We start from the raw sequence: 23,269 nt of genomic DNA on the forward strand, positions 1-23,269 counted from the left end.
TATCATATGGGCTATTTAAAACATATCATACTTTGCTTAGCACCTAGGTAAAGAGAGTAAAGCTTGTGTAAATATCATAATTTACGAATTTTTATTGAGCCGCGTTTTGTTTTTTTGATATCATAAAGCGCAGAATCGGCTTTTTTTATAAAATCCCAAAGATTATCTTTTTCACTAGGAACTTTAATAAAAATACCTTGCGAAATCGTTAGGTAAGGTGAAACTTTTGAGTTATTATTTGGAATTTTGATTTTCTTAAGTTCTATATTTATTAATTTGGCAAATTTTTTTATTTTATCGGCTGATAAATTAAAATACAAAATGCAAAATTCATCTCCACCATATCTTGAAATAAAAACGTTATCATGTTGAATCTTTTTTAAACACCTAGAAAGTGCGACTAAAGCCTTGTCACCGAACTGATGACCATAGGTGTCGTTTAATTGCTTAAAGTAATCGATGTCAAGAATTTCAACAGCAAAGTTGGTTGAAGTCGTTTTTGCTTTTTTAAATAGCTTGTGACCTTCTATATCTAGCGCGCCTCTATTTGGTAGTTTAACTAAGGAATCCGTCATAGCTTCTTTTTGGAGGCGAATATTTTCTGCATGTATACGTTTTTGTTCATTTCTTATTTTGGACATATTTATGCGATATTTTGTATTTTCATAAGCGTCATAAATGCCATTTTTGATTTGGAGATTAACAAAAAAATGAAATTGAAGGATATCTTCATTAAGTTGTTTGGTATCACCAATTTCTTTGTCGTAAGCAATTTTGTTGGTTAAAAAAACAAGTTTACAACTTTGATTATTAGAATGTGTAATTGCATCATCTAAAAGGTCTATTAATTCTTTGGCTCTATCAAAATGCTTACTCATGAGTAAAAATGTAAGCATTTCATTTATTTTTTGATAATGTTGAGAATCATGTATATAGGTTTCTTTAACTTTTGTAATATATAAATCTAAATAATAACGCTCTTTATCATTATCATGAATTCCACCATAATATTGAACTTTTGCAGTTATGACATACAAAGAAAGACTTTCATCAGGAGAAAGTTCAATTATTAAATCTAATATATTTTTTGCAGTGTCTAAATCTTTGACCCTGACAAGCGAATCAAGCATTAAACACAAATTAGTAATGCGATTATTAATTAATTCTTTTGAAGGGGCATTTGCCTCGTTACATTTTTGAACAAAGACTTCCTCAATTTGTTTATTTAGTTTTATGCATTCATCAGGATGACCTAAAACTTGCAACTGTTTGGCAATTCTTTCCTGTGCTATAAGATAAGGCAAGGAATTAACTTTACAACAATTTAAAGCTTCTAAGAAAGAGTCAATCGACAATGTGAATTCCCCACAATTAAGAGCATCTGTGCCTAATTTTATATAAGAATAAGCGCGCTTAGTGAGATCGTCTATTTTAGAAATCTCGTTAAAATTTATAAAACCCTCTGGGGTATGAAAACTGAATTCTTCTTCCATAATATAACCTCAAATCCTTTTTTTATTTTGTGTTTATGATAGGTAATATTCAGTAAAAAAGTGTCAATTTATACAAGCAATAACTACAAAAAAAGACTAGATGACAAATAGTGATGTTATACCAATAGTCTCTAGTCTTTTTCGTATAAAGTTTATAAAAAATTAATAACTATTTATAAATTATTATTTGTTATTTGCACGTTTACGAAGTCTTGGATCAAGAATTCTCTTACGGATTCTTAAGTTTTCTGGTGTTACTTCAAGTAATTCGTCTGTGTCAATATAATCAATAGCTTGCTCTAAGCTTAATACACGAGGTGGAACAAGTGTTAAAGCTTCATCAGCAGATGATGAACGTGTATTTGTTAAGTGTTTCTTCTTACATACGTTAATTTCGATATCTTCTGCTCTAGAACTCTGTCCGATGATCATACCAGAGTAAACTTTCTGACCAGCACCGATGAATAATGTACCACGATCTTGAGCAGCAAATAAACCATAAGTTACAGATTCACCAGATTCGAATGCGATAAGTGAACCAGTTGCACGGTACTGAATATCACCTTTGTATTCATCATAGCCATCAAACATTGTATTAAGGATACCATTACCTTTAGTATCTGTCATGAAGTCTCCTCTATAACCGATAAGACCTCTTGATGGGATTCTAAACTCAAGTCTTGTATATCCACCAGCGATTGAACCCATGTTTCTAAGCTCACCTTTACGTTGTTGAAGTTTAGAAATTACAGCTCCTGTAAATTCATCTGGAACGTCAACATAAGCAATTTCCATAGGCTCTAATTTTTTGCCGTTTTCATCTGTTTTATATAAAACTTCAGCTTTACTTACAGCAAACTCAAATCCTTCACGACGCATGTTTTCGATAAGAACTGAAAGATGAAGTTCACCACGACCAGATACTTTGTATGTATCAGGTGTTTCACCTTGCTCAACACGAAGAGAAACGTCAGTATTTAACTCGCTATATAGACGGTCTCTGATGTGACGAGAAGTTACAAATTTACCTTCTTGACCAGCTAATGGACTGTCGTTAACGATGAAGTTCATAGAAATAGTTGGCTCAGAAATTTTCTGGAAAGGAATTGCTTCAGGATTTTCTGGAGAACAAATTGTATCTCCGATATGTAAATCTGAAATACCAGAAATTGCTACGATAGAACCAATTTTAGCTTCTTCAACATCAACTTTATTAAGACCTTCAAATTCATATAATTTACTGATACGAACTTTTTGTTTTTTGTCTGGATCATGATGGTTAACTACAACTGCTTCCTGGTTAACCTTGATAGATCCGTTATCAACTTTACCAATTCCGATACGACCAACATATTCGTTGTAATCGATTGTAGAAATAAGAACCTGAGTATTAGCATCAGGATCTCCTTCTGGAGCTGGAATATGATTGATAATTGTTTCGAATAATGGAATCATATTTTCTGGTTCGTCATCTGGATTGTACATAGCATATCCATTACGAGCTGATGCATAAAGGAATGGGCAGTCAAGCTGCTCATCAGAAGCATCAAGATCCATAAATAATTCTAATACTTCGTCAACTACTTCAGCAGGTCTAGCTTCTGGACGGTCAATTTTGTTTAAGCATACTACGATAGGAAGACCTAAAGCTAAAGCTTTCATAACTACGAATTTAGTCTGAGGCATAACACCTTCAAATGCATCTACTACTAAAACAACACCATTAACCATTTTAAGTACACGCTCTACTTCTCCACCGAAGTCAGCATGTCCAGGTGTATCGATAATGTTGATTTTTACATCTTTGTATTGAACGGCTGTATTCTTTGAAAGAATTGTGATACCTCTTTCTTTTTCGATATCATTTGAGTCCATAACACGTTCTTGTACTTCTTGATTTTCACGGAATACACCACTTTGTTTTAATAGTTGGTCAACTAAAGTAGTTTTACCATGATCTACGTGGGCAATGATGGCAATATTACGAATATCGTCTCTTGTTGTTTTCATTTATTTATCCTTCTTTCTTGGACTTTGTTTCTATAATGTTACTATAAGACTGAAAAAACAATCAGTCTAACTTTAAAATCTTATCATAAAAAAAGTAAATAAACAAGCTAACTAAAATCAATTTTTAAAAGATTAATAAATATGTATATTTTATAAAAAAAAATAATCTGTTTTTGGTGAAAATTCCGAATAATATCAGGCTTTTTCCGGTAAAAAGTTGCAAAAAACTCTATAATGTGGTATTTTACCTATAACAATGGATGTGAAATCTTAAAAACACGTTTTATGACCTAAGAAATAAGATAAATAGATTTTATAGTTTAGAGAATTTATTTATATTATAATTGGCGGATGAGCTAAGGAGGAAACATGGCTAACGGTGTAGTAAAGATTTATTATGGTGAAGGAAGAGGTAAGTCCTCATCAGCACTAGGTAATGCTGTACTTGCAGCTGCAGAATCTAAAGAGGCAATTATTATTCAGTTTTTAAAAGAAAAGATTCCAATGCAAGAGGAATATTTAAAAAGATTTGAGCCAGAACTTAAATTATTTAGATTTGCTAAACAAGATGAGTGTTTCGAAAAATTAACACAAGAGCAACAAGCAGAAGAAAGAGAAAATCTTAGAAATGGATTTAATTATAGCAAGAAAGTTATTTCTACTTCGGCATGTGATTTGTTAGTGTTAGATGAAATCCTAGGTTTAGTAGACGAGAATATAATTGAAATAGACGAAATTAAGAATATGTTAGAAAAGAAACCAGACGATATGAATATAATTTTAACAGGAAGAGTATTACCTGAAGAGCTTAGAAATATTGCTGATGAGGTCTATCATATTTCTCAAGAACACTAGAAATTTTAGTGCTTTTAATGATAAATAAAATAAAATGTTAAAGTATAGTTAAAAAAAAGAAGAATCTTAAAAAATCTTAAGGTTCTTTTTTTGGTGTTTTCCTTGAAAGGCACTTTTCATAATGATAATATAGAAATTGACAAAAAGAAAAGAGGAGATTGCTAATGTTGAGAGCCAAAAAGGATACAAAAAAAAGTATTATGGTTTTATTAATCGTTATCGTTGCACTTGCACTTTTAGCAGGTATAATTATAGCGGTATTAGGAAACAATAAAAAATTAAGTATTGAATTAAATGGTAAAGCAAATCAAGTAGTAGATTATGCTTCAAAATATAAAGATCCAGGAGCAAAAGCTACATATGCAAGCAAGTTCTTACCATTTGGAAAAACAGATGTAAAAGTTAAAACTACCGGAGAGGTTGATACTAGTAAATTAGGTAAATATGAAGTCTCTTATGAAGCTTCTTATGACGGCAAAAAAGTAACAAAAAAAAGATCTGTTGAAGTAAAAGATATATCAGGACCTAAAGTTAAATTAAGTAAAGGTAATGTTGTATATGTTTTACCTGGACAGGAATATACAGAAGACGGTTATAGTGCCACTGACAATTTAGATGGCGATGTAACTAATAATGTTAAGAAAACAGTTAGCAAGAGAAAAATAACATATGAAGTAAGTGATAAGAGAGGCAATACAACAACAGAAGTTAGAAAGATTGTTTACAAAGATAAAGTTGCACCAGTTATCACTTTAAAAGGTGGCAAAAAGGTTACAGCTTACCAGAATATTGGTTGGAAAGATGAGTATACTGCAATTGACAATCTTGACGGTAACGTTACTAATAAGGTAAAAGTTACAGGTAAGGTTAATATGAAAAAATGTGGAACTTATACTTTAAAATATACAGTTTCAGATGCTCATAATAATAAAGCTACAGCTAAACGTGTTGTTAAAGTTGAAAAAGAAGGTACAATGCCACAGGTTGTTCCAGATAGCAAAGTTTGTTATTTGACATTTGATGATGGTCCTGGACCACATACAAATAAATTATTAGATATTCTAAAGAAATATAATGTTAAGGCGACTTTCTTTGTAACTAATTTAAGAAAAGATTGCCAGGCTGATATTGCAAGAGAAGCTAAAGAAGGACATGCTATAGGTGTTCATAGTTTTACACATGATTACAAAAAAATCTATGCAAGTGAAGCTGCTTATTGGGCTGATTTTGATGCAATGGAAGAAGTAATTAAACAAGAAACTGGTAAAACTACTAAATTAATGAGATTCCCAGGTGGAAGTTCGAATTTAGTAAGTAAGTTTAATCATGGTGTTATGGGAAGATTAACACAACAAGCTAATGATAAAGGTTACGTATATTTTGATTGGAACGTATCAAGTGGTGATGCAGGTGCTACAAAAGATACTAATGTTGTAAGACAAAATATTATAGCTGGTATGCAGACACATAATAAAGCAGTTGTTTTATGCCACGATATTAAAGACTTTACAGTTAATGCAATTGAAGGTGTAATTACTTGGGGATTACAAAATGGATATACATTTTTACCATTAGATGAATCAAGTTTCCCAGCTCATCACCCAGTATTAAATAAATAATTGTAAATAATTAGAAATAACGTGTATTGACTTAATAATAGTTTAGTGTTATAGTTAGGTTAAGTTATTAATGATTTAACATATTAAAATTTAAAATTGTTAAAGAGATAGAGGTTGCGCAAGTCAAAAGTACTTTGCTAGATGAAGCAAATCAGATGACAGTAGAGGAAAGGGGCAAGCGCCGAAAGGGTTATTTTTGCAGAATAATTCTTGGGCATAAAGTTAATAGCTTTATGACTGTCATCGTAAGATGGAGTGCTATCATATAAGTTGAATTTGTAAGCCAGCTCTATCATTTTTTTGATGGGTTGGCTTTTTTAAAAGCTAGAAGTTATGAAGATGGTAGCAATTATATAACTTAAAATTGTCTATGAAAAGAGGAAAAAACATGAGTATTTTTAAAGGTGCTGGAGTAGCTATTGTAACTCCAATGAAAGAGAATGGAGACGTTAATTACACAAAATTAGAAGAGTTAATTAACATGCAGATTGATGGTGGTACAGATGCTATCATTATCACAGGAACAACAGGTGAAAGTGCAACACTTACAATGGAAGAACATTCTGATGTCATTAGAAAGGCTGTTGAATTTACAAAGGGTAGAATCCCTGTAGTTGCAGGAACAGGTTCAAACTGTACTAAAACAGCTATACAACTTTCTTCTGAAGCAAAAGAGGCTGGTGTAGATGGAATTTTAGTTGTTTCGCCATACTATAACAAGGCAACACAGCAAGGCTTAATTAATCACTACGGAAGAATAGCTGATGAAGTAGATATTCCAATGATTATGTATAATGTTCCAAGCAGAACAGGTTGTAATATTATGCCTGAGACAGTGGCAACTTTATTTAAAGAACATAAAAATATCGTAGGTTTAAAAGATGCAACAGGTAATTTGAGCCAATCAAGTAAAACAATGTATCTTACAGACGGTAAATTAGATTTATATTCAGGAGAGGATGGATTAGTTTTACCATTGCTTGCTATTGGAGCAATTGGAGTTATTTCGGTTTGGAGTAATATTGCACCAAGACAGGTTCATGATATGTGCTACAATTTCTTTGAAGGAAACGTAGAAAAAGCAAGACAGCTACAATTAGAGGCATTGCCACTTATTGACGCATTATTTAGTGAAGTTAATCCTATTCCAGTTAAAAAAGCACTTAATTTCATGGGAATAGAAGTAGGTGGATTAAGACCACCACTTAGTGAAATGTCAGATACAAAGGCTCAAATTTTGAAAAAAGCAATGTGTGAATACGGAATTGCACTTGCAGATTAATATGACGTGGTGTAGAATATAAACGAATTTTGGTATTATTAGTAAGAAAGAGGATAGATTAAATGACAAAGGTTATTATGCATGGATGTAATGGTCACATGGGTCAGACTATTACTAAGCTTTGTGAGAATGATAAAGATATAGAAATCGTTGCAGGAATTGATTTCTGCGATAAAATTGAGAATAAGTACCCAGTTTTTAAATCAGTAGATGAATGTGATGTTAAAGCAGATGCTATAATTGATTTTTCAAATGCTAAGGCTATTGATGGTTTATTAGAGCATTGTGTTAAGACACAGACTCCAGTTGTATTATGTACAACAGGTTTAAGTGATGAACAGTTAGAAAAAGTTAATGAAGCTAGCAAAAAAGTTGCTGTTTTAAGATCAGCAAATATGTCACTAGGTATTAACACAATTATGGAATTATTAAAAAAGGCTGCAACTGTTTTTGCTCCAGCTGGATTTGATATGGAGATTGTTGAGAAGCATCATAATCAAAAATTAGATGCACCTTCAGGAACTGCAATTGCATTAGCTGATTCTCTTAATGAAGCACTAGATAATAAATATGAGTATATTTATGATAGAAGTCAAAGAAGAGAAAAAAGAGATGCTAGAGAAATTGGAATCTCAGCAGTTAGAGGTGGTAATATCGTAGGTGAGCATGAAGTATTTTTTGCAGGTATCGATGAAGTAATCACTATCAAACATACAGCTTATTCAAAAGGTGTATTTGGAAAAGGTGCTATTGAAGCAGCTAAATTCTTAGCAGGAAAAGAAGCAGGAAGTTATGATATGGCGGATGTTATTGCTGCTAAATAATCTGTTATAGAATCTGTTATATTAAGGAATATATATAGATGATATTTAGAGTCTAGATGGAGATTTCTCTGTTTAGGCTCTTTTTTTAATTAAATAGATGGCCGAAATAGACTGTAACATATTAAATTGCTTTCTATTTAATTGCTATAAAAAATCACTTATGTTATACTGAAGTGAAGGTTATATAGGATATGTTTTTTGGTTATATAAGGTGTATAAGTAATAAAAAATTAGGGAAACAAGGCGGGGAAAAAGTATGAAACTACTTATAAAAAACGGAAAAATCATTAATCCGGCTAATAAATTTGAGCAAAAAGCTGATTTATTAGTTGAGGATGGAATTATTAAGAAAATTGATACTAAAATTAAAGAGAGTAAAGTTGATAAGGTAATTGATGCCAAAGGATGTTGGGTTATGCCGGGATTTGTTGATTTAGATACACATTTAAATGATCCAGGACCTGAAGAAAATGGCACAGTTATTTCTGAAATGTGGGCAGGTGCAAGAGGTGGATATACAACTATTGTTGCTATGCCAGATACAACACCTGTTATTGATAATGCTGATGCAGTCAAATATGTATTAAATAAATCAAAAGCAGAAGAGGCAATTAATGTTTTACAAGCAGGATCGATTACAAAAGGTTCTAAAGGAGAAGTTCTTACAGACATTAAGTCTTTATATGAAGCTGGGGTTCCTGCACTTAGTGATGCAGGTAAGTCAATAAAAGATACATTAGTATTATTTAAGGGCTTACGTATGGCTGGAGAATTAGATCTTCCTGTATTTGCACATTGTGAAGATCCATATCTAATCAATGGTGGAGTAATGAATGATGATGAAAATGCTAAGAGATTAGATATGCCAGTTTATTCGAATGCAGTAGAAGATGTTGTTTTAGCTAGAGATCTTATTGTAGCTTATAAAGCAGGTGCTAGAATTCATATTAGTAGATGTTCTACTCATGGTTCAATTCGTATGATAGAATTAGCTAAGCAAATTGGGGTTAAGGTTACAGCTGAAGTTACACCACATCATTTTACATTAACTTCAAATGATATTAAGGAATTTATTCAGGTTCCTGAAAATGGAATAATGATACCTCATGATAACGATGCTGATACAAATTATAAAGTTAAGCCACCTCTTAGAACGCAAAAAGACGTAAATGTTATTAGAGAAGGCCTAAAAAATGATATTATAGATGTAATTGCAACAGATCATACACCACATACCTTTGGGGATAAAAACACATCAATGAGAAATGCTCCATTTGGAATAAGTTCAATCGAAACAGCAGCAGCAATAACATATACAGAACTTGTTTGTAATGAGATAATTACTCCTATGCAAATGGTTGAAAAGATGAGTTATAATCCAGCTAAAATAATTGGCATTGATAAAGGTGATATTAGTGAAGGCAAGGTTGCTGATATTGTTATTTTTGATGTAAATGCTAAGTATAAAATTGATAAAAATAATTTTGTTTCAAAAGGAAAAAATACTCCATTTGACGGCAGAGAAGTTAAAGGTAAGGTTAAAGCAACAATTTGTGAAGGTAGAGTTGTTTACGAAGCATAAAAATAGATATATAGTATAAAATGGCAAGCTATGGCAGATAAAAATGCTGTAGCTTGTTTATTATAATTTTTAATAAAAATTCTTGTTGACTTTTTAATAAAAACATTAGAAAATATATATCAAGGTCAAATGAAAGGCAGGTCAGTTTTGCGACTTGTGGTGTTATTTCAACGACTATTACATATTGTTTAGAGAGAGGAACTAAAAAATGATTAACAAGTTAGTTGACAAAATTAAGCAAAAAAACGCACCAATAGTTGTAGGTTTAGATCCAATGTTGGATTACGTACCTAATTTTATTAAAGAAGAAGCATTTAGCCGATTTGGTGAGACTTTAGAAGGTGCAGGGGAAGCTATTTGGCAGTATAACAAAGCGATTATTGATGCAACGCATGATTTAATTCCGGCAGTTAAGCCTCAGATTGCTATGTATGAACAGTTTGGTATTGAGGGTATTAAGGCATTTAATAAAACAGTGGAGTATTGTCGCCAAAAAGATCTTGTAATCATTGGTGATATTAAAAGAGGTGATATTGGTTCAACTTCTAAAGCGTATGCTGTTGGCCATATTGGTAGAGTTAAAGTTGGGAATAATAGTTTTTGTCCATTCAAAGAAGATTTCGTTACTGTAAATCCTTATCTAGGTTCAGATGGTGTTAATCCATTTATTGACGTCTGTAAAGAAGAGAAAAAAGGCATATTCGTTCTTGTTAAAACATCTAATCCATCAAGTGGAGAATTCCAAGATAGACTAATTGACAACAGACCTCTTTATGAGATTGTTGGTGAAAAAGTAAATATGTGGGGAAGCGAGTGCATGGGTGACGAATATAGTTACGTAGGTGCAGTTGTAGGTGCAACTTATCCAAAAATGGGTGAGACATTAAGAAAAATTATGCCTAAAGCAATGATTTTAGTACCTGGATATGGTGCCCAAGGTGGTAAAGCAGAAGATTTAAAATGCTTCTTTAACGAAGATGGATTAGGAGCAATTATAAATTCTTCAAGAGGTATTATTTGTGCTTATAAAAATGATAAATATAAGGATCAAGGAATAACAGAAAAGAATTTTGCAGATGCATCTAGAATGGCTGTTGTTGATATGATTGAGGATATTAATTCAGCAATTAAATAGTTATAAGCTATAAAAACAGTAAAGAACAAGGAGAAAATATGGCGATTTATAAAGAAGAAGCGATAGTGCTATCAAATGAAAAGCTAAGTGAAGGTGTTTACAGTATTGTTTTAAAAACAAAGGATATTGCAAAAGAAGCAATAGCAGGACAATTTATTTCGGTTTATTGCAATGATTCTAGTAGAATTTTGCCTAGACCAATAAGTTTATGTGAAATTGATAAAAAAGAAAATACAATCAGGGTTGTTTTTAGAACAGTAGGAAAAGGAACAAATGAGTTCGCAAAGTATGAACCTAATACAAAAGTTACAGTTTTAGGTCCACTTGGCAATGGATATGATTTATCTAAACAATATGATAATGTTCTTGTAATCGGTGGAGGAATCGGTATCCCACCAATGTTACAATTAGCAAAGAATATACAAGGGAAAAAACAAATTGTAGTTGGTTATAGAAGTAAAAATGATATGTTTCTTTATGAAGAACTTCAGAAAGAGGCTGAAGTATTTGTTGCAACAGATGATGGAAGTTATCAGACAAATGGAACAGTCATTGATGCTATTAAAGAAAACAAATTAAAGGCAGATGCTGTAATGGCGTGTGGTCCTATGCCTATGTTAAAGGCTTTAAAAGAATATTGCCAAAAAAATGAAATGGATTGCTTTATTTCGTTAGAAGAGCGTATGGCATGTGGAATTGGAGCTTGTTTAGGATGTGTAACTAAAACTAAGAAAAAAGATCATCATTCGAAAGTTCACAATGCAAGAATATGTACAGAAGGACCTGTTTTTGATGCAAGGGAGGTAGAAATCTAATGAATACTTGTGTTAATTTTTGTGGAATTAATTTTAAAAATCCTGTAATTACTGCATCAGGAACATTTGGATCTGGTCAAGAATATTCACAATTTGTTGATTTAAATCGACTAGGTGGAGTTGTTACTAAAGGTGTTGCAAATTTACCTTGGAAAGGTAATCCTACACCTAGAGTGGCAGAAGTTTATGGAGGAATGCTTAATGCAGTAGGACTTCAGAATCCAGGAATTGATACATTTTGTAAGAGAGATATTCCGTTTTTGCAAAATTACGATACAAATATAATTGTTAATGTATGTGGACATACAACAGAAGAATATTTAGAAGTGGTTGAAAGATTAGCCAGTGAAAATGTTGATATGTTAGAAATTAATATTTCGTGTCCAAATGTAAAAGAGGGTGGAATAGCTTTTGGTCAAGATCCTAAAGCTGTATTTGATATAACACAACAAATAAAAAAAATCGCAAAACAGCCAATTATAATGAAACTTTCACCAAATGTAACGGACATAAAAGAGATGGCAAAAGCTGCAGAGGCAGGAGGAGCAGATGCAGTTTCATTGATTAATACTATTACAGGTATGAAAATCGATATAAATAGAAGAAGTTTCGTATTGGCAAATAAAACAGGTGGAATGAGTGGTCCAGCAATTCATCCGGTTGCTGTTCGAATGGTTTATGAGACAGCATCTGCTGTAAATATTCCAATTATTGGAATGGGCGGTATTGTAAATTATGAAGATGCAATAGAAATGATTTTGGCAGGAGCCTCATTGGTATCTGTCGGTACAGCAAACTTTATGGATCCGCAGTCAACTATAAAAATTGTAGAGGGTATAGAAGATTACATGAGAAGATATAATGTATCTGATATCAAAGAATTAGTTGGTGCAGTTCACGAGAGATAAATTAAATATTAAGTCTATACTATAATAGTTAAAGCTCTAATTTGACTTAAAGTGTAATTGTGGAAATACTTTTACTCTAAAGGTTAAATTAGAGTTTTTTTGTTTTTTATAGGAAATATACAAGAGGAAAATAATAGAAAAATAACATAAAGAAAATTTAAGGTTAAGTCTATCTAACAATGTGTTAAACTAAAGGTATAAAATCGGAAAGGTGAGATGAAATAATGAAGAAAAGTATTGGGAGCTTTACGAAAAAACAGATAATAGCGCTTGTTTTATTGGCGCTTGTGTTTTTGGTCATTGCTATTATTTGTACGATATTATTAAGACATTCTTCGGGGAAAAAAGATAAAGTTTATGTACAAAGAGTATCTGATATACTTAGTGAGCAATCAACTGGTTCGAACAAGTACATGGGAATTATTGAATCTGAAGGAAATAAGGAAATTGAAAAAGATGCAGATAGAAAGATTCAAGAAGTTTTTGTGCATGAAGGTGATGAGGTCTTAGTTGGAACTAAATTGTTTGCTTATGATGTTGAAGAAGCAAAAAATGCAATTGAAGCAGCAAAAATTGAAATAGAAAGTAGTAATAATTCGATTGCAGATTACAATGATAATATTAATAAATTAGAAGAAGAATTAAAAACAGCAGATGAAGAACGTCAAAAATTTATTGATTCCGAGATTAAAGAAACAAAAATTAATATAAGAGATGCACAGTTAAATATTAATTTAAAAAAATCAGAAATAGAAAAAAATCAAAAAATAGTAGACAATGGAACTGTAGTGAGTACGGTCACTGGAGTTGTCAAAACAATAAATAAAGATGATAAAAATTCTCAAGGAAATACAGAACCATTTATTGTTATTTATCAGAACGATAAATATAAAGTTAAAGGTTTAGTGGAAGAAGAAACTGCGAGAAATTTAAAAAAAGATCAAGAAGTGGTGATTCGTTCTCGCATAAATGAAGATGATGTTTGTAAAGGAAAAATAACAGAAGTGTCATTGGATAAAAAAGTAGATAGTCCCGCTTCAGACATGGGGCAAGAGGGTCAACAAAATGAAAGTTCATCTAAATATCCATTTTATGTTGAGCTTGAAGGCGAAAATAATTTTTTATTAGGAGAACATGTATATATAGATACTGATTTGAGCTCCTTAAATAAAAAGAAAGGCTTATGGCTTGATTCTAGTTATGTAGTAAATGATGATAAACCTTATGTTTGGGTTGAAAGTAAAAATAAAACTTTAGAAAAAAGAAATATTAAAATAAGTAAACTTGATGAAGCATCAAATAAGTATAAAGTTTTATCAGGTTTAAAAAAGAGCGATTATATAGCGAGTGATATACCTGGAGCATACGAAGGAATATCTACAGTTCGAGATCAATCAAAGGTTGATTATAAATCGCCTTTGTATAGGAAAAATTCAAATAGAGCAAATCCAATAGGTACATAAAAAGGAGAATAAGATGTTAGTTGAATTAAAAAGTATTTATAAAGATTACTATGGAGATAAACAGCTTGTTGTACCTGTTTTAAAAGATATAAATATTGAAGTTGCAGAAGGTGAATATATAGCAATAATGGGGCCTTCAGGTTCAGGAAAGTCTACGCTTATGAATATAATTGGCTGTTTAGATCATCCTACAAAGGGTGAGTATAAATTAGATGATGAAAATGTTTTGGAATTAAAAGATAAAGATTTATCGCAAATTCGATTAAATAGTATAGGATTTGTTTTTCAACAATTTCAGTTGTTGCCAAGACAAACTGCATTATATAATGTTTCTTTACCTTTAATATATGCAAAAGTTAGTAAAAAAGAAAGAAATAAAAGAGCTTTTGAGGCGTTAAAAAAGGTAGGAATAGAGGATAGAAGCTCTTTTAAACCAACCCAATTATCAGGAGGTCAAAAACAAAGAGTTGCTATAGCTAGAGCAATGGTAAATAATCCTAAATTGATACTAGCAGACGAGCCAACTGGGGCATTAGATTCAAAATCAGGCAAGCAGGTAATGGAACTTTTTGAAAAGTTAAACAAAGAAGGTGTGACAATTATTATGATTACACATGACGAAAATGTTGCAAAATATGCTAACCGAATTTTGTATATAATTGATGGAAGGCTATACGATTCAAAGGAGGAGGCGATTGCTCATGCACAATAAAGTAAAGACAGGAATAATCGCTTTGATATCTATAATAGGTATTGTTGGTGTAATATTAGGAATAATATATGGAGTATCTTTTTACCAAAAAAGTAAAATGCATGCTGATGTCAGAGAAGTATCTAATCTTAACATGGGCTATAATAATGGCGAGCTAACAAGTGAGGGATATGTTACATCTGATAAATCACAAAGTGTCATGTTAAGTAAGGAACAGGTAATAAAAGAAGTGTACGTTCAAAAGGGACAGCAAGTAAAAGCAGGAGATAAACTAATAGCGTTTGATGTTGAGAGTGTTGCTATTGCTATAGAAAAAGAAAAAGTAGCTCAGTCACTTTTAGATGTAAAAATTCAAAAGGCAAAGGGTGAAATAGAAAGTTTAAAGCGAAATAAAGTAGAAGCTTTTCCAAGCAATAAAGTAGATACTCAAAAATATAATAAAGTAGAAGTTTCAAAAGCATCAAACGATATGGAAAGTAATGACTCTGATGATGAAGAAAATGAAAGTAATATAGAAAAAGATATTGCTCATGACAAAAATACACAAGATAAATCAGATAATTTGTATGATGAAAAATCGAGTGAGGATGATTCATTAGATAAAAATACACAAGATAATGATATACCATACAACTCAGATAAAGAAATAGATGAAGCAATTAAAGAGCAGGAAAAAACTATAAAAGGTTACGAAATCGATATGAAAAAATCACAATTACACTTGAAACAACTCGAAAAAGAGATTCAAGATGGTGTTGTTTATGCAAAATTTGATGGAGTTGTAAAAAAAGTTGGCAATAAAGAAAAACCTTTATCAGATGGAAGTGTTTTTTTGATTATTACAGCAAATGAAGGAATTCATGTAGAGGGATATTTAAGTGAACTTCAAATCAAAAATATAAAAATAGGACAAAAAGTAGTTGTTTCGTCGTATGATAAGCCAGAAGAAGAATACAAAGCTAAAATTGATAATATAGATAAAAATCCAGCTTCAGAAAAAGAAGAAATATATCTTGAAGGAAATCCTAACGTTTCAAAGTATAAATTTAGAGCTTTCATTAAAGAATCTAAAGAGTTAAAAGAAGGAGATCCATTGAATTTAGCAATAAAAGTAGAAGGCAATAACAAAGAAAATAGAATAGTTATTGAGCAAAGCTATGTAAGAACAGATGAAGAAACACCTTATGTTTTTGTTTCAGTTGACGGTCGATTGCAAAAACGATATGTACAAACCGGAAAGATAATTGAAGGATCTAATATTGAAATTAAATCTGGATTAAAAATGAGTGATAAGATCGCTTTTCCATATGGAAAAACAATTAGAGAAGGTGTAAAAACAAGAATTGCTAACTAGTAGTAATTAACAGGAAAAAAATTAGAAAAAGGAGGGAGAAATTTGCTAGAAAATATTAGACTATCTTTTTCGGGGATTTTGTCACATAAAATGCGATCATTTTTAACAATGTTAGGAATAATAATTGGTATTGCAGCAATTATTGTCATTGTATCTACTATAGAAGGTGCAAATAAGCAGATAGAAAAAAATCTAATTGGTTCAGGTAATAACAATGTTTCTGTTGAAATTTCAAAGGGAGATGATTCGGTTGATTTTGCATTTGAGGCAATACCTGAAGGTCTTAATGATTTAGAAGAAAATCAGATAAGTGAACTTAGAAATATAAAACATGTAAAAAAAGTAGCAACTTATAAAAAAAGAAATGAATATGAGGGTGTATTTTATAAAGATAATCCATTAGGGAACGGTAATGTATTAGGAGTTTCAAAAAATTATTTAGAAACTTGCGATTTAATAATAAAAAAAGGAAGAATTTTTTCAAAAAATGATTTTAACAAATATCGTAAAGTTGTTATATTAGATACAACAGCAGAGAAAGTTCTTTTTCAAGGTGAAAGTTCAATAGGAAAGACTATTGAAATAAAAAAAGAACCCTACACTGTAATTGGAATTGTGAAAGATAAAAAGGAATTTAAACCAGTAATTAATAGTGTAGACGATTATTATACATATTATGCTAATAAAGTTTCTAGGATTTTTATACCTAATACAACTTGGCAAATTCCGTATCAGTATGATGAACCAAGTAATGTTGTTTTAAAAGTTGATAAAACATCAAATTTAACATCGGTTGGTAAGCTTGCTGCTAAAAAATTAAATAATAATATAACAGCAAACGATACTTCGATTAAATATAAAGCACAAAATTTACTTGAGCAAGCAAAAAAAATACAAGAATTAGAAGAATCAACAAATATGATGTTAATATGGATAGCAGGTATTTCGCTATTAGTTGGTGGAATTGGTGTTATGAATATCATGCTTGTTTCAGTAACAGAAAGAACTAGTGAGATTGGCCTAAAAAAAGCAATTGGAGCGAAGAAAATTACAATATTAGGACAATTTTTGACAGAGTCAGTCGTTTTAACAAGTATAGGTGGAATTATGGGTGTTCTTGCTGGAATTGGATTAGCAGAAGTAGTATCTAAAATTAATAAGCTACCAATACAAATAGACGTTATTTCTGCCATTGTTGCGGTTGCGTTTTCTATGGTAATTGGAATTATTTTTGGAATTATTCCATCATATAAAGCAGCAAAATTAGAACCAATTGAGGCTTTGAGAAGAGAATAGGATAAAATGCCTAAAATAAAGCGTGCTGCATCTCTTGATTTTTGTTGAAAATTACAAAATAATCATTAAAAATTGTATTTATATTAGTACATTACTAGAAAAATATATTGATTTGTTGTAAAATATAGTTGATATGGTTGAATTTTTAACAAACATAAGGGAGAAGATATGTACGCAGACGAAAATGTAATTAAAATTAAACATGCGGTTTTGTATGAGGTTGCAAAACATGCATTTAAAGGTGATTTAGAGGAACGTAGAGACAGCATACCGTTTGATTTGATACCTGGACCTCAGGCACAATTTCGATGCTGTATTTACAAGGAAAGGGAAATTATCAGACAACGTGTGAGATTGGCTGAAGGAAAGTCAGCTGGAACAGATGATAATCCTAATTTGATTCAGGTTATTCATGCAGCTTGTGAAGACTGTCCTATTTCAAGTTACACAGTAACTGATAACTGTCAAAATTGTTTAGGAAAGGCTTGTATTAATGCTTGTAAATTTGGTGCAATTGAACCAGGAGCTACAAGATCGCACATTGATTCCACAAAATGTAAAGAGTGTGGTATGTGTGCTAAAGCATGTCCTTATAATGCGATTGCGCATGTTAAGAGACCATGTAAATTTAGTTGCCCAGTGGATGCAATTACATACGATGAGTATGGAATCTCAGTAATTGATGATAAAAAATGTATCAGATGTGGTAAATGTATCCATAGCTGTCCATTCGGTGCAATTGGTTCTAAAACATCTATTGTACAAGTTATAGAAGCTATTAAAGCAGAAGGCAAAAAAGTTTATGCAATGGCCGCACCAGCAACTGAAGGTCAATTTGGGGAAAAAATTACAATGAATAGCTGGAAAAAAGCTATGAAGGAAGTTGGATTTGACGATTTCGTTGAAGTTGGATTAGGTGGCGATATGACAGCTGCTTATGAAGCAGAAGAGTGGGCAGAAGCATATAAAGATGGTAAAAAGAAAGTAACTTCATGCTGTCCAGCATTTGTTAATATGGTTCGTAAACATTATCCTGAAATTGCTGATGCCATTTCAACTACCGTATCACCTATGGCGGCAATATCAAGATTATTAAAGGCAAAAGAACCAGATTGTGTAACAGTATTTATTGGACCATGTATTGCAAAAAAATCAGAAGCAGCAGAACAAGGAATTGAGAACAATGCTGATTATGTTTTAACATATTCGGAAATACGTGCAATTATGAAAGCAAAAGGTGTAGCATTAGAGCCAGATGAAGAATGTAAATATCAAGAGTCATCAATTTATGGCAAACGTTTTGCTAATTCAGGCGGTGTTACAGAAGCAGTGCTACAGAGCTTGCGCGAGAGTGATGATGAAATTGCAGCAACAGTTTGCAAGGCAAACGGTGCAGCAGAATGTAAGAAAGCATTATTGCTCATGAAAGTCGGAAAATTACCAGAAGATTTCATTGAAGGTATGGTATGTGAAGGTGGTTGCGTAGGTGGACCAAGCTCATTTGCAGATCAAATTAAGACAAGAAAACAAAGAGAAAACTTATTAGCTAAGGCTGATGATAGAAATATTCATGAAAATTTAAAGAATTACGATATGGATTCATTCTCAATGCACAGAGAGTAGAGTGTAGAGGATGTAAAAGTTAAAAGAAAATATAATAAAAAGAGAGTATAGGTGATTTTTACAGTGTATGTAAAGATTCACTTGTATATAATAATTTTCTATTTTTTATAAGAAGAGATTCTTTAAAAAAGTTTTAGGTTCATAAAAGTTGGAATGGTAAAGAATATCGTTCCAACTTTTATTTTTTTATATCTAAGGCTTACATTATCTTTAAGATGTGCATTAAATATTTAAAAATAAAAAAGACGCAATCTCTGAGTATAAAGACGACGACTTTAAGATGTGTATTAAATATTTAAAAATAAAAAAGTAAAAGACCCTGCAAAATTGCAAGGTCTCTTACCCCCTTCTTAATCATGTCCTTATATCATATTCCCCCAATAAATAATCCAATTTATATAAAAAGAATAGGTACAAAAAACTATTGATTATCGTCGTGTGTAATTAAATAAAAAATTTTAAACATGTGTTTTAAAAATTATAGTGTTAATATAAAAGAAAAAATGAAAAAATAAATTAATTATTTAACTACAGTAACATTGGTAGCTTGTGGTCCTTTTGCACCATCAGCGATTTCAAATTCTACTGAAGCTCCCTCTTCAAGAGATTTGAATCCTTCCATATTAAGTCCTGAGTAGTGCACGAATACATCATGACCGTCTTCGGCTGTGATAAATCCGTAACCTTTCTGATTATTAAACCATTTAACTGTACCTTTGTTCATCTTATAATACCTCCAATATATAATGTTGCTTCTGCAACTGATTTTAGAATATCATAAGTATTTCGAAAAGTAAAGTAATATCATGAAAAAAAACAACTATTTTCAAAAATTATCAAAAATATCTAAATTGCAAAGAATTTTTTGTATATTATAACTCTTGAAAAAATATCTCAGATATGTTCGTATTTATAATATATCAAAGTCAATATTATTTTTGCTTAAGAAAATTCGAACAAGGCGATCCCATTCGTTGTCTAAAGATTTATCAATATTAAATGTTTTGTAAGAAATTCCCGTAGTTAGAGTTAAAATTCCGTTTTGAAATTTTATATTTAAAAACATACCAGAAACATCTAAGGGAGTGTAAGTTGTCTCAATTGAGGATAAAGTTTTTTCCAAATTAGTAGGTGAAAGTAAAAATACAAATTTAAAATATCCTGGAGTGTGTTTACCTTTTACAATTGATAGACATTTTGGTCGGATTTGACTATATGGGAAAAAAGAAGAATCTAATACACCTAAACTTTCTAATTCTTCAGTATTATATAAGTCTTTGTTAACGTGACCATCGATTACATAGCTAGCACCATTTACAATTGTTGTTTCTTGTAATAAAAAGTGATCAAACATGTCACTTAAAAGTAAATTGTTCATAAAATTTTTAATATTTTTTATTTGAACTACTATCATTAATAATTTTCCTTTCAAAATCAATTAACAACTTATAAAAAGTCAACTAGAATTATAGCATAAATCAAAAAATAGTTGTAGAAGTTTATAATGACAGAACGTATAATAAATAAAGTAATGTAATATAACAAAAATCATTATTGAGAGAAGCATGATATAAAAATATATAAGCTGAATAAGATATATAAAATAATATATAAAAAATAATATATAAAAAATAATATATAAAAAATAATATAGTGAATGATTATTGTTATATTGCAAAAATTTGAAAAGAGGTTATATTTATGGAATTTAATAATTTAGAAATCGATAATTTATTTTCTATGGTAAAAATGGGAGTATCTCCATTTGGGGTAATAGAAGAATCAAGAAAACGTCTAGAAAAAGCTGGTTTTTGTGAGCTTTCATACGGAGCAAATTGGAAATTAGAAAAAGGGAAAAAATATTTTGTTGATCACCACGGAAGCACAATTTTTGCTTTTACCGTAGGCAAAAATTTTGATAAAAATCAAATGATTAGAATGGCGGCAGCACATACAGATTATCCATGTTTTAGAATTAAACCAAATCCTGATTTTAATAAAGAAGGATATGGCCAGATTAACACAGAAAGTTATGGAGGCTTAATTATTAATACATGGCTAGATAGACCACTTTCTGTAGCAGGAAAAATTGCACTTAGAAGCGATAATGTTTTTGAACCTAAAATTGTTAATTATAGAGCGACAAAACCTATTCTTACAATTCCTAATTTAGCAATTCACATGAATAGAGATGTTAATAAAGGAGTAGAGTTAAATAAACAAATTGATACAATGCCTATTGTAGATCTCCTTTCAGAAGAACAAAGAGAAACTAAATATTTCATGGAATTTTTAGCAGAGGAATTAAAGGTTGATGTTGAAGATATTTTAGATTTCGAATTATCTGTTTTTGCAACAGAAGAGCCATGTTTTGTTGGTGTTAAAGATACAATGATTTCATCTCCAAGATTAGATAATTTAACTTCAGCATCTGCTTTATTATCAGCTATTATTAATAATGATAGAAAAGAAGGAATTAATTTAATTGCATTATTTGATCATGAAGAAATAGGAAGTTCGACTAAACAAGGTGCTGGATCAATTATGTTGCATGATATGTTAAGAAGAATTCTTGCAAATTTAGATTTAAATGAAGAAGAGATTCAAGCTGATATGTATAATGCAATGATGCTTTCAGTTGATGTTGCGCATGGATTACATCCAAATAAAGCAGAAAAAATGGATATAACTAACCATCCTGTTTTAGGAAAAGGATTTTGTATTAAAGAAGCATGTTCACAATCTTATGCCACAGATGCTAAGGCAATTGCTATTGTTCAACAAATTTGTGAAAAAAATAAAATTCCATATCAAAGATTTGTTAATAGATCAGATGTTAGAGGTGGAGGAACATTAGGGTCAATTGCATCAACACTATTGCCTATTAAAGTTGTAGATATAGGTGTACCATTACTTGCAATGCATTCTGTAAGAGAACTTATGGGAACTAAGGATCAAGAGGCTTTATATGAGTTTATTCTTGCTTTTTTTACTGAAAAATAAAAAAATTTAATTAATTTTGTACATATATTTAACGAAAATATAAGGGATAGAATATTTTAGCTTTTCAAAACATAAAAAAAGTGTTATGATAAGCATGGAATGTAAGTAGTTTTTAAAACTACATATACTAGAAAAGAATAACAATATATTTCGTTGTAAATACTAAACATATAAAATAAGGAGATATCATTAATGTACAAAATAATTATTGATAGTTGTGGAGAGCTTACAGAAGAATTAAAAAAAGATGGGCATTTTGTTAACGTCCCACTTGAGTTAGAAATAGATGGATACCATATTGTGGATGATGAGACTTTTGATCAGCTTGACTTTATTAAGAGAGTTGAAGAAAGTCCAGTAGGACCAAAATCTGCATGTCCATCCCCAGAAAGATATATGAAAGAATTTGAAGGCGATTATGATGATATTTTTGTTATTACATTATCTTCAAAGCTATCAGGTTCATATAATAGTGCAGTTCTTGCAAAGAACCTTTATGAGGATGAAAATGGAACACAAAAGAATATCTATGTTGTAAATTCTCGTTCTGCGTCAATCGGTCAGACTGTAATCGGAATGAAGATAAGAGAATTCGAAGAACAAGGAATGCCTTTTGAAAAAATAGTTGAAGAGATTGAAAAATATACTGATTCAATTAGTACATATTTTGTCCTTGAAACATTAGAAACATTACGTAAGGCTGGAAGATTAAGCAATGTTAAAGCATTTATTGCAAACACATTAAACATTAAGCCAGTAATGGGATCAACAGACGAGGGATCAATTCAGCAGCTTGGTCAGGGAAGAGGAATGAAGAAAGCTTTGGCTAAAATGGTGGATTGTATAGCAGAGAATACTCCAAATCCTGAAGAAAGAAGAATAGCTATTTCTCATTGTAATTGCCCTGAAAGAGCAGAATATGTAAAGAAATTATTAGAAGAAAAATTAAACTTTGCAGAAATTATAATAGTACCAACAGCTGGAGTATCTACAATGTATGCTAATAATGGCGGAATTGTTGTTGCTGGTTAATTCTGACTAGTGATATTGGTGCAATATAATTTTTAGTGAATGTTATTTAATTAAATTTGATTAAAATAATCTTAAGTAAATGTTATCTAATTAAATTTGGTTAAGATAATCTTAAGTAAATGTTATCTAATTTAATTTGATTAAAATTTTACCTACGTTTACATATCTAAGAATAAGAAGAGATTCTTGTAAAAAAGGTATGTTAGACGTAGGGGTTTATAAAAAAAATAAATTTTTTTTAAAAAAAGTGTTGACAATGGTTG

19 protein-coding genes and 1 riboswitch are annotated in these 23,269 nt (G+C 30.9%); of the genes, 15 read left to right on the plus strand and 4 right to left on the minus strand.

Going from position 1 to position 23,269, the window contains the following annotated elements; translation table 11 throughout:
* Positions 1 to 74: 74 nt before the first annotated feature.
* Positions 75 to 1,493, minus strand: coding sequence for a GGDEF domain-containing protein (locus BMY79_RS05430; RefSeq protein WP_074730540.1), 1,419 nt, complete (start codon positions 1,491 to 1,493; stop codon positions 75 to 77).
* 183 nt (positions 1,494 to 1,676) lie between these two features.
* Entirely contained in the window at positions 1,677 to 3,503 is a 1,827-nt protein-coding gene (typA, locus tag BMY79_RS05435; RefSeq protein ID WP_022748736.1) for a translational GTPase TypA, read from the minus strand.
* 369 nt (positions 3,504 to 3,872) lie between these two features.
* Here typA and BMY79_RS05440 point away from each other — a divergent pair, with 369 nt between their 5' ends.
* The 13 genes from BMY79_RS05440 (at position 3,873) to BMY79_RS05500 (ending at position 18,971) form a co-directional block, all read left to right on the plus strand.
* Positions 3,873 to 4,358 carry a cob(I)yrinic acid a,c-diamide adenosyltransferase gene (locus BMY79_RS05440; protein WP_022748735.1) on the plus strand — a complete coding sequence of 162 codons (486 nt, stop codon included), beginning with the start codon at positions 3,873 to 3,875 and terminating at the stop codon, positions 4,356 to 4,358.
* Between the two features lie 164 nt (positions 4,359 to 4,522).
* Positions 4,523 to 5,977, plus strand: a complete 1,455-nt coding sequence (locus tag BMY79_RS05445; protein WP_022748733.1) for a polysaccharide deacetylase family protein — start codon at positions 4,523 to 4,525, stop codon at positions 5,975 to 5,977.
* Positions 5,978 to 6,077: 100 nt separating this feature from the next.
* Positions 6,078 to 6,246, plus strand: a riboswitch (Lysine riboswitch).
* A gap of 119 nt (positions 6,247 to 6,365) precedes the next feature.
* Positions 6,366 to 7,259 carry a 4-hydroxy-tetrahydrodipicolinate synthase gene (dapA, locus tag BMY79_RS05450; protein ID WP_022748732.1) on the plus strand — a complete coding sequence of 298 codons (894 nt, stop codon included), beginning with the start codon at positions 6,366 to 6,368 and terminating at the stop codon, positions 7,257 to 7,259.
* Between the two features lie 62 nt (positions 7,260 to 7,321).
* On the plus strand, positions 7,322 to 8,083 hold the full coding sequence (gene dapB, locus BMY79_RS05455; protein WP_074730541.1) for a 4-hydroxy-tetrahydrodipicolinate reductase: 762 nt from the start codon (positions 7,322 to 7,324) through the stop codon (positions 8,081 to 8,083).
* 256 nt (positions 8,084 to 8,339) lie between these two features.
* On the plus strand, positions 8,340 to 9,665 hold the full coding sequence (locus tag BMY79_RS05460; RefSeq protein ID WP_074730542.1) for a dihydroorotase: 1,326 nt from the start codon (positions 8,340 to 8,342) through the stop codon (positions 9,663 to 9,665).
* 208 nt (positions 9,666 to 9,873) lie between these two features.
* Positions 9,874 to 10,800, plus strand: coding sequence for an orotidine-5'-phosphate decarboxylase (pyrF, locus tag BMY79_RS05465; protein ID WP_022748728.1), 927 nt, complete (start codon positions 9,874 to 9,876; stop codon positions 10,798 to 10,800).
* A gap of 38 nt (positions 10,801 to 10,838) precedes the next feature.
* Positions 10,839 to 11,615 (plus strand): dihydroorotate dehydrogenase electron transfer subunit, encoded by a 777-nt coding sequence (locus BMY79_RS05470; RefSeq protein WP_027422026.1) that lies wholly within the window; start codon positions 10,839 to 10,841, stop codon positions 11,613 to 11,615.
* Positions 11,615 to 12,523, plus strand: coding sequence for a dihydroorotate dehydrogenase (locus tag BMY79_RS05475; protein WP_074730543.1), 909 nt, complete (start codon positions 11,615 to 11,617; stop codon positions 12,521 to 12,523). The genes BMY79_RS05470 and BMY79_RS05475 overlap by 1 nt, the downstream gene beginning before the upstream one ends.
* Positions 12,524 to 12,747: 224 nt before the next feature.
* Positions 12,748 to 13,986: an efflux RND transporter periplasmic adaptor subunit gene (locus BMY79_RS05480; protein ID WP_074730544.1), complete on the plus strand. Its 1,239-nt coding sequence runs from the start codon at positions 12,748 to 12,750 to the stop codon at positions 13,984 to 13,986.
* Positions 13,987 to 13,999: 13 nt separating this feature from the next.
* Complete coding sequence (locus tag BMY79_RS05485; protein WP_029067240.1) at positions 14,000 to 14,698, plus strand: ABC transporter ATP-binding protein; 699 nt, start codon at positions 14,000 to 14,002, stop codon at positions 14,696 to 14,698.
* Entirely contained in the window at positions 14,688 to 16,052 is a 1,365-nt protein-coding gene (locus BMY79_RS05490; RefSeq protein ID WP_074730545.1) for an efflux RND transporter periplasmic adaptor subunit, read from the plus strand. The genes BMY79_RS05485 and BMY79_RS05490 overlap by 11 nt, the downstream gene beginning before the upstream one ends.
* Before the next feature lie 42 nt (positions 16,053 to 16,094).
* A complete protein-coding gene (locus BMY79_RS05495; protein WP_022748720.1) occupies positions 16,095 to 17,348 on the plus strand; it encodes an ABC transporter permease in 1,254 nt (417 codons plus the stop codon).
* Between the two features lie 168 nt (positions 17,349 to 17,516).
* A complete protein-coding gene (locus tag BMY79_RS05500; protein WP_022748719.1) occupies positions 17,517 to 18,971 on the plus strand; it encodes a 4Fe-4S dicluster domain-containing protein in 1,455 nt (484 codons plus the stop codon).
* A gap of 520 nt (positions 18,972 to 19,491) precedes the next feature.
* Here BMY79_RS05500 and BMY79_RS05505 read toward each other — a convergent pair.
* A complete protein-coding gene (locus tag BMY79_RS05505) occupies positions 19,492 to 19,695 on the minus strand; it encodes a cold-shock protein (protein ID WP_022748717.1) in 204 nt (67 codons plus the stop codon).
* Between the two features lie 186 nt (positions 19,696 to 19,881).
* Complete coding sequence (locus BMY79_RS05510) at positions 19,882 to 20,385, minus strand: DUF5721 family protein (RefSeq protein ID WP_022748716.1); 504 nt, start codon at positions 20,383 to 20,385, stop codon at positions 19,882 to 19,884.
* Between the two features lie 287 nt (positions 20,386 to 20,672).
* On the opposite strand from BMY79_RS05510, the gene BMY79_RS05515 reads away from it, so the two are divergent.
* Together BMY79_RS05515 and BMY79_RS05520 are read left to right on the plus strand one after the other, a co-directional pair.
* On the plus strand, positions 20,673 to 21,974 hold the full coding sequence (locus tag BMY79_RS05515; RefSeq protein WP_029067242.1) for a M18 family aminopeptidase: 1,302 nt from the start codon (positions 20,673 to 20,675) through the stop codon (positions 21,972 to 21,974).
* A gap of 192 nt (positions 21,975 to 22,166) precedes the next feature.
* Positions 22,167 to 23,006, plus strand: a complete 840-nt coding sequence (locus tag BMY79_RS05520; RefSeq protein ID WP_022748713.1) for a DegV family protein — start codon at positions 22,167 to 22,169, stop codon at positions 23,004 to 23,006.
* The last annotated feature ends 263 nt before the right edge of the window (positions 23,007 to 23,269 follow it).

Origin of the sequence: Lachnobacterium bovis (assembly GCF_900111325.1) — a bacterium.
Taxonomy (GTDB): Bacteria; Bacillota; Clostridia; order Lachnospirales; family Lachnospiraceae; genus Roseburia; species Roseburia bovis_A.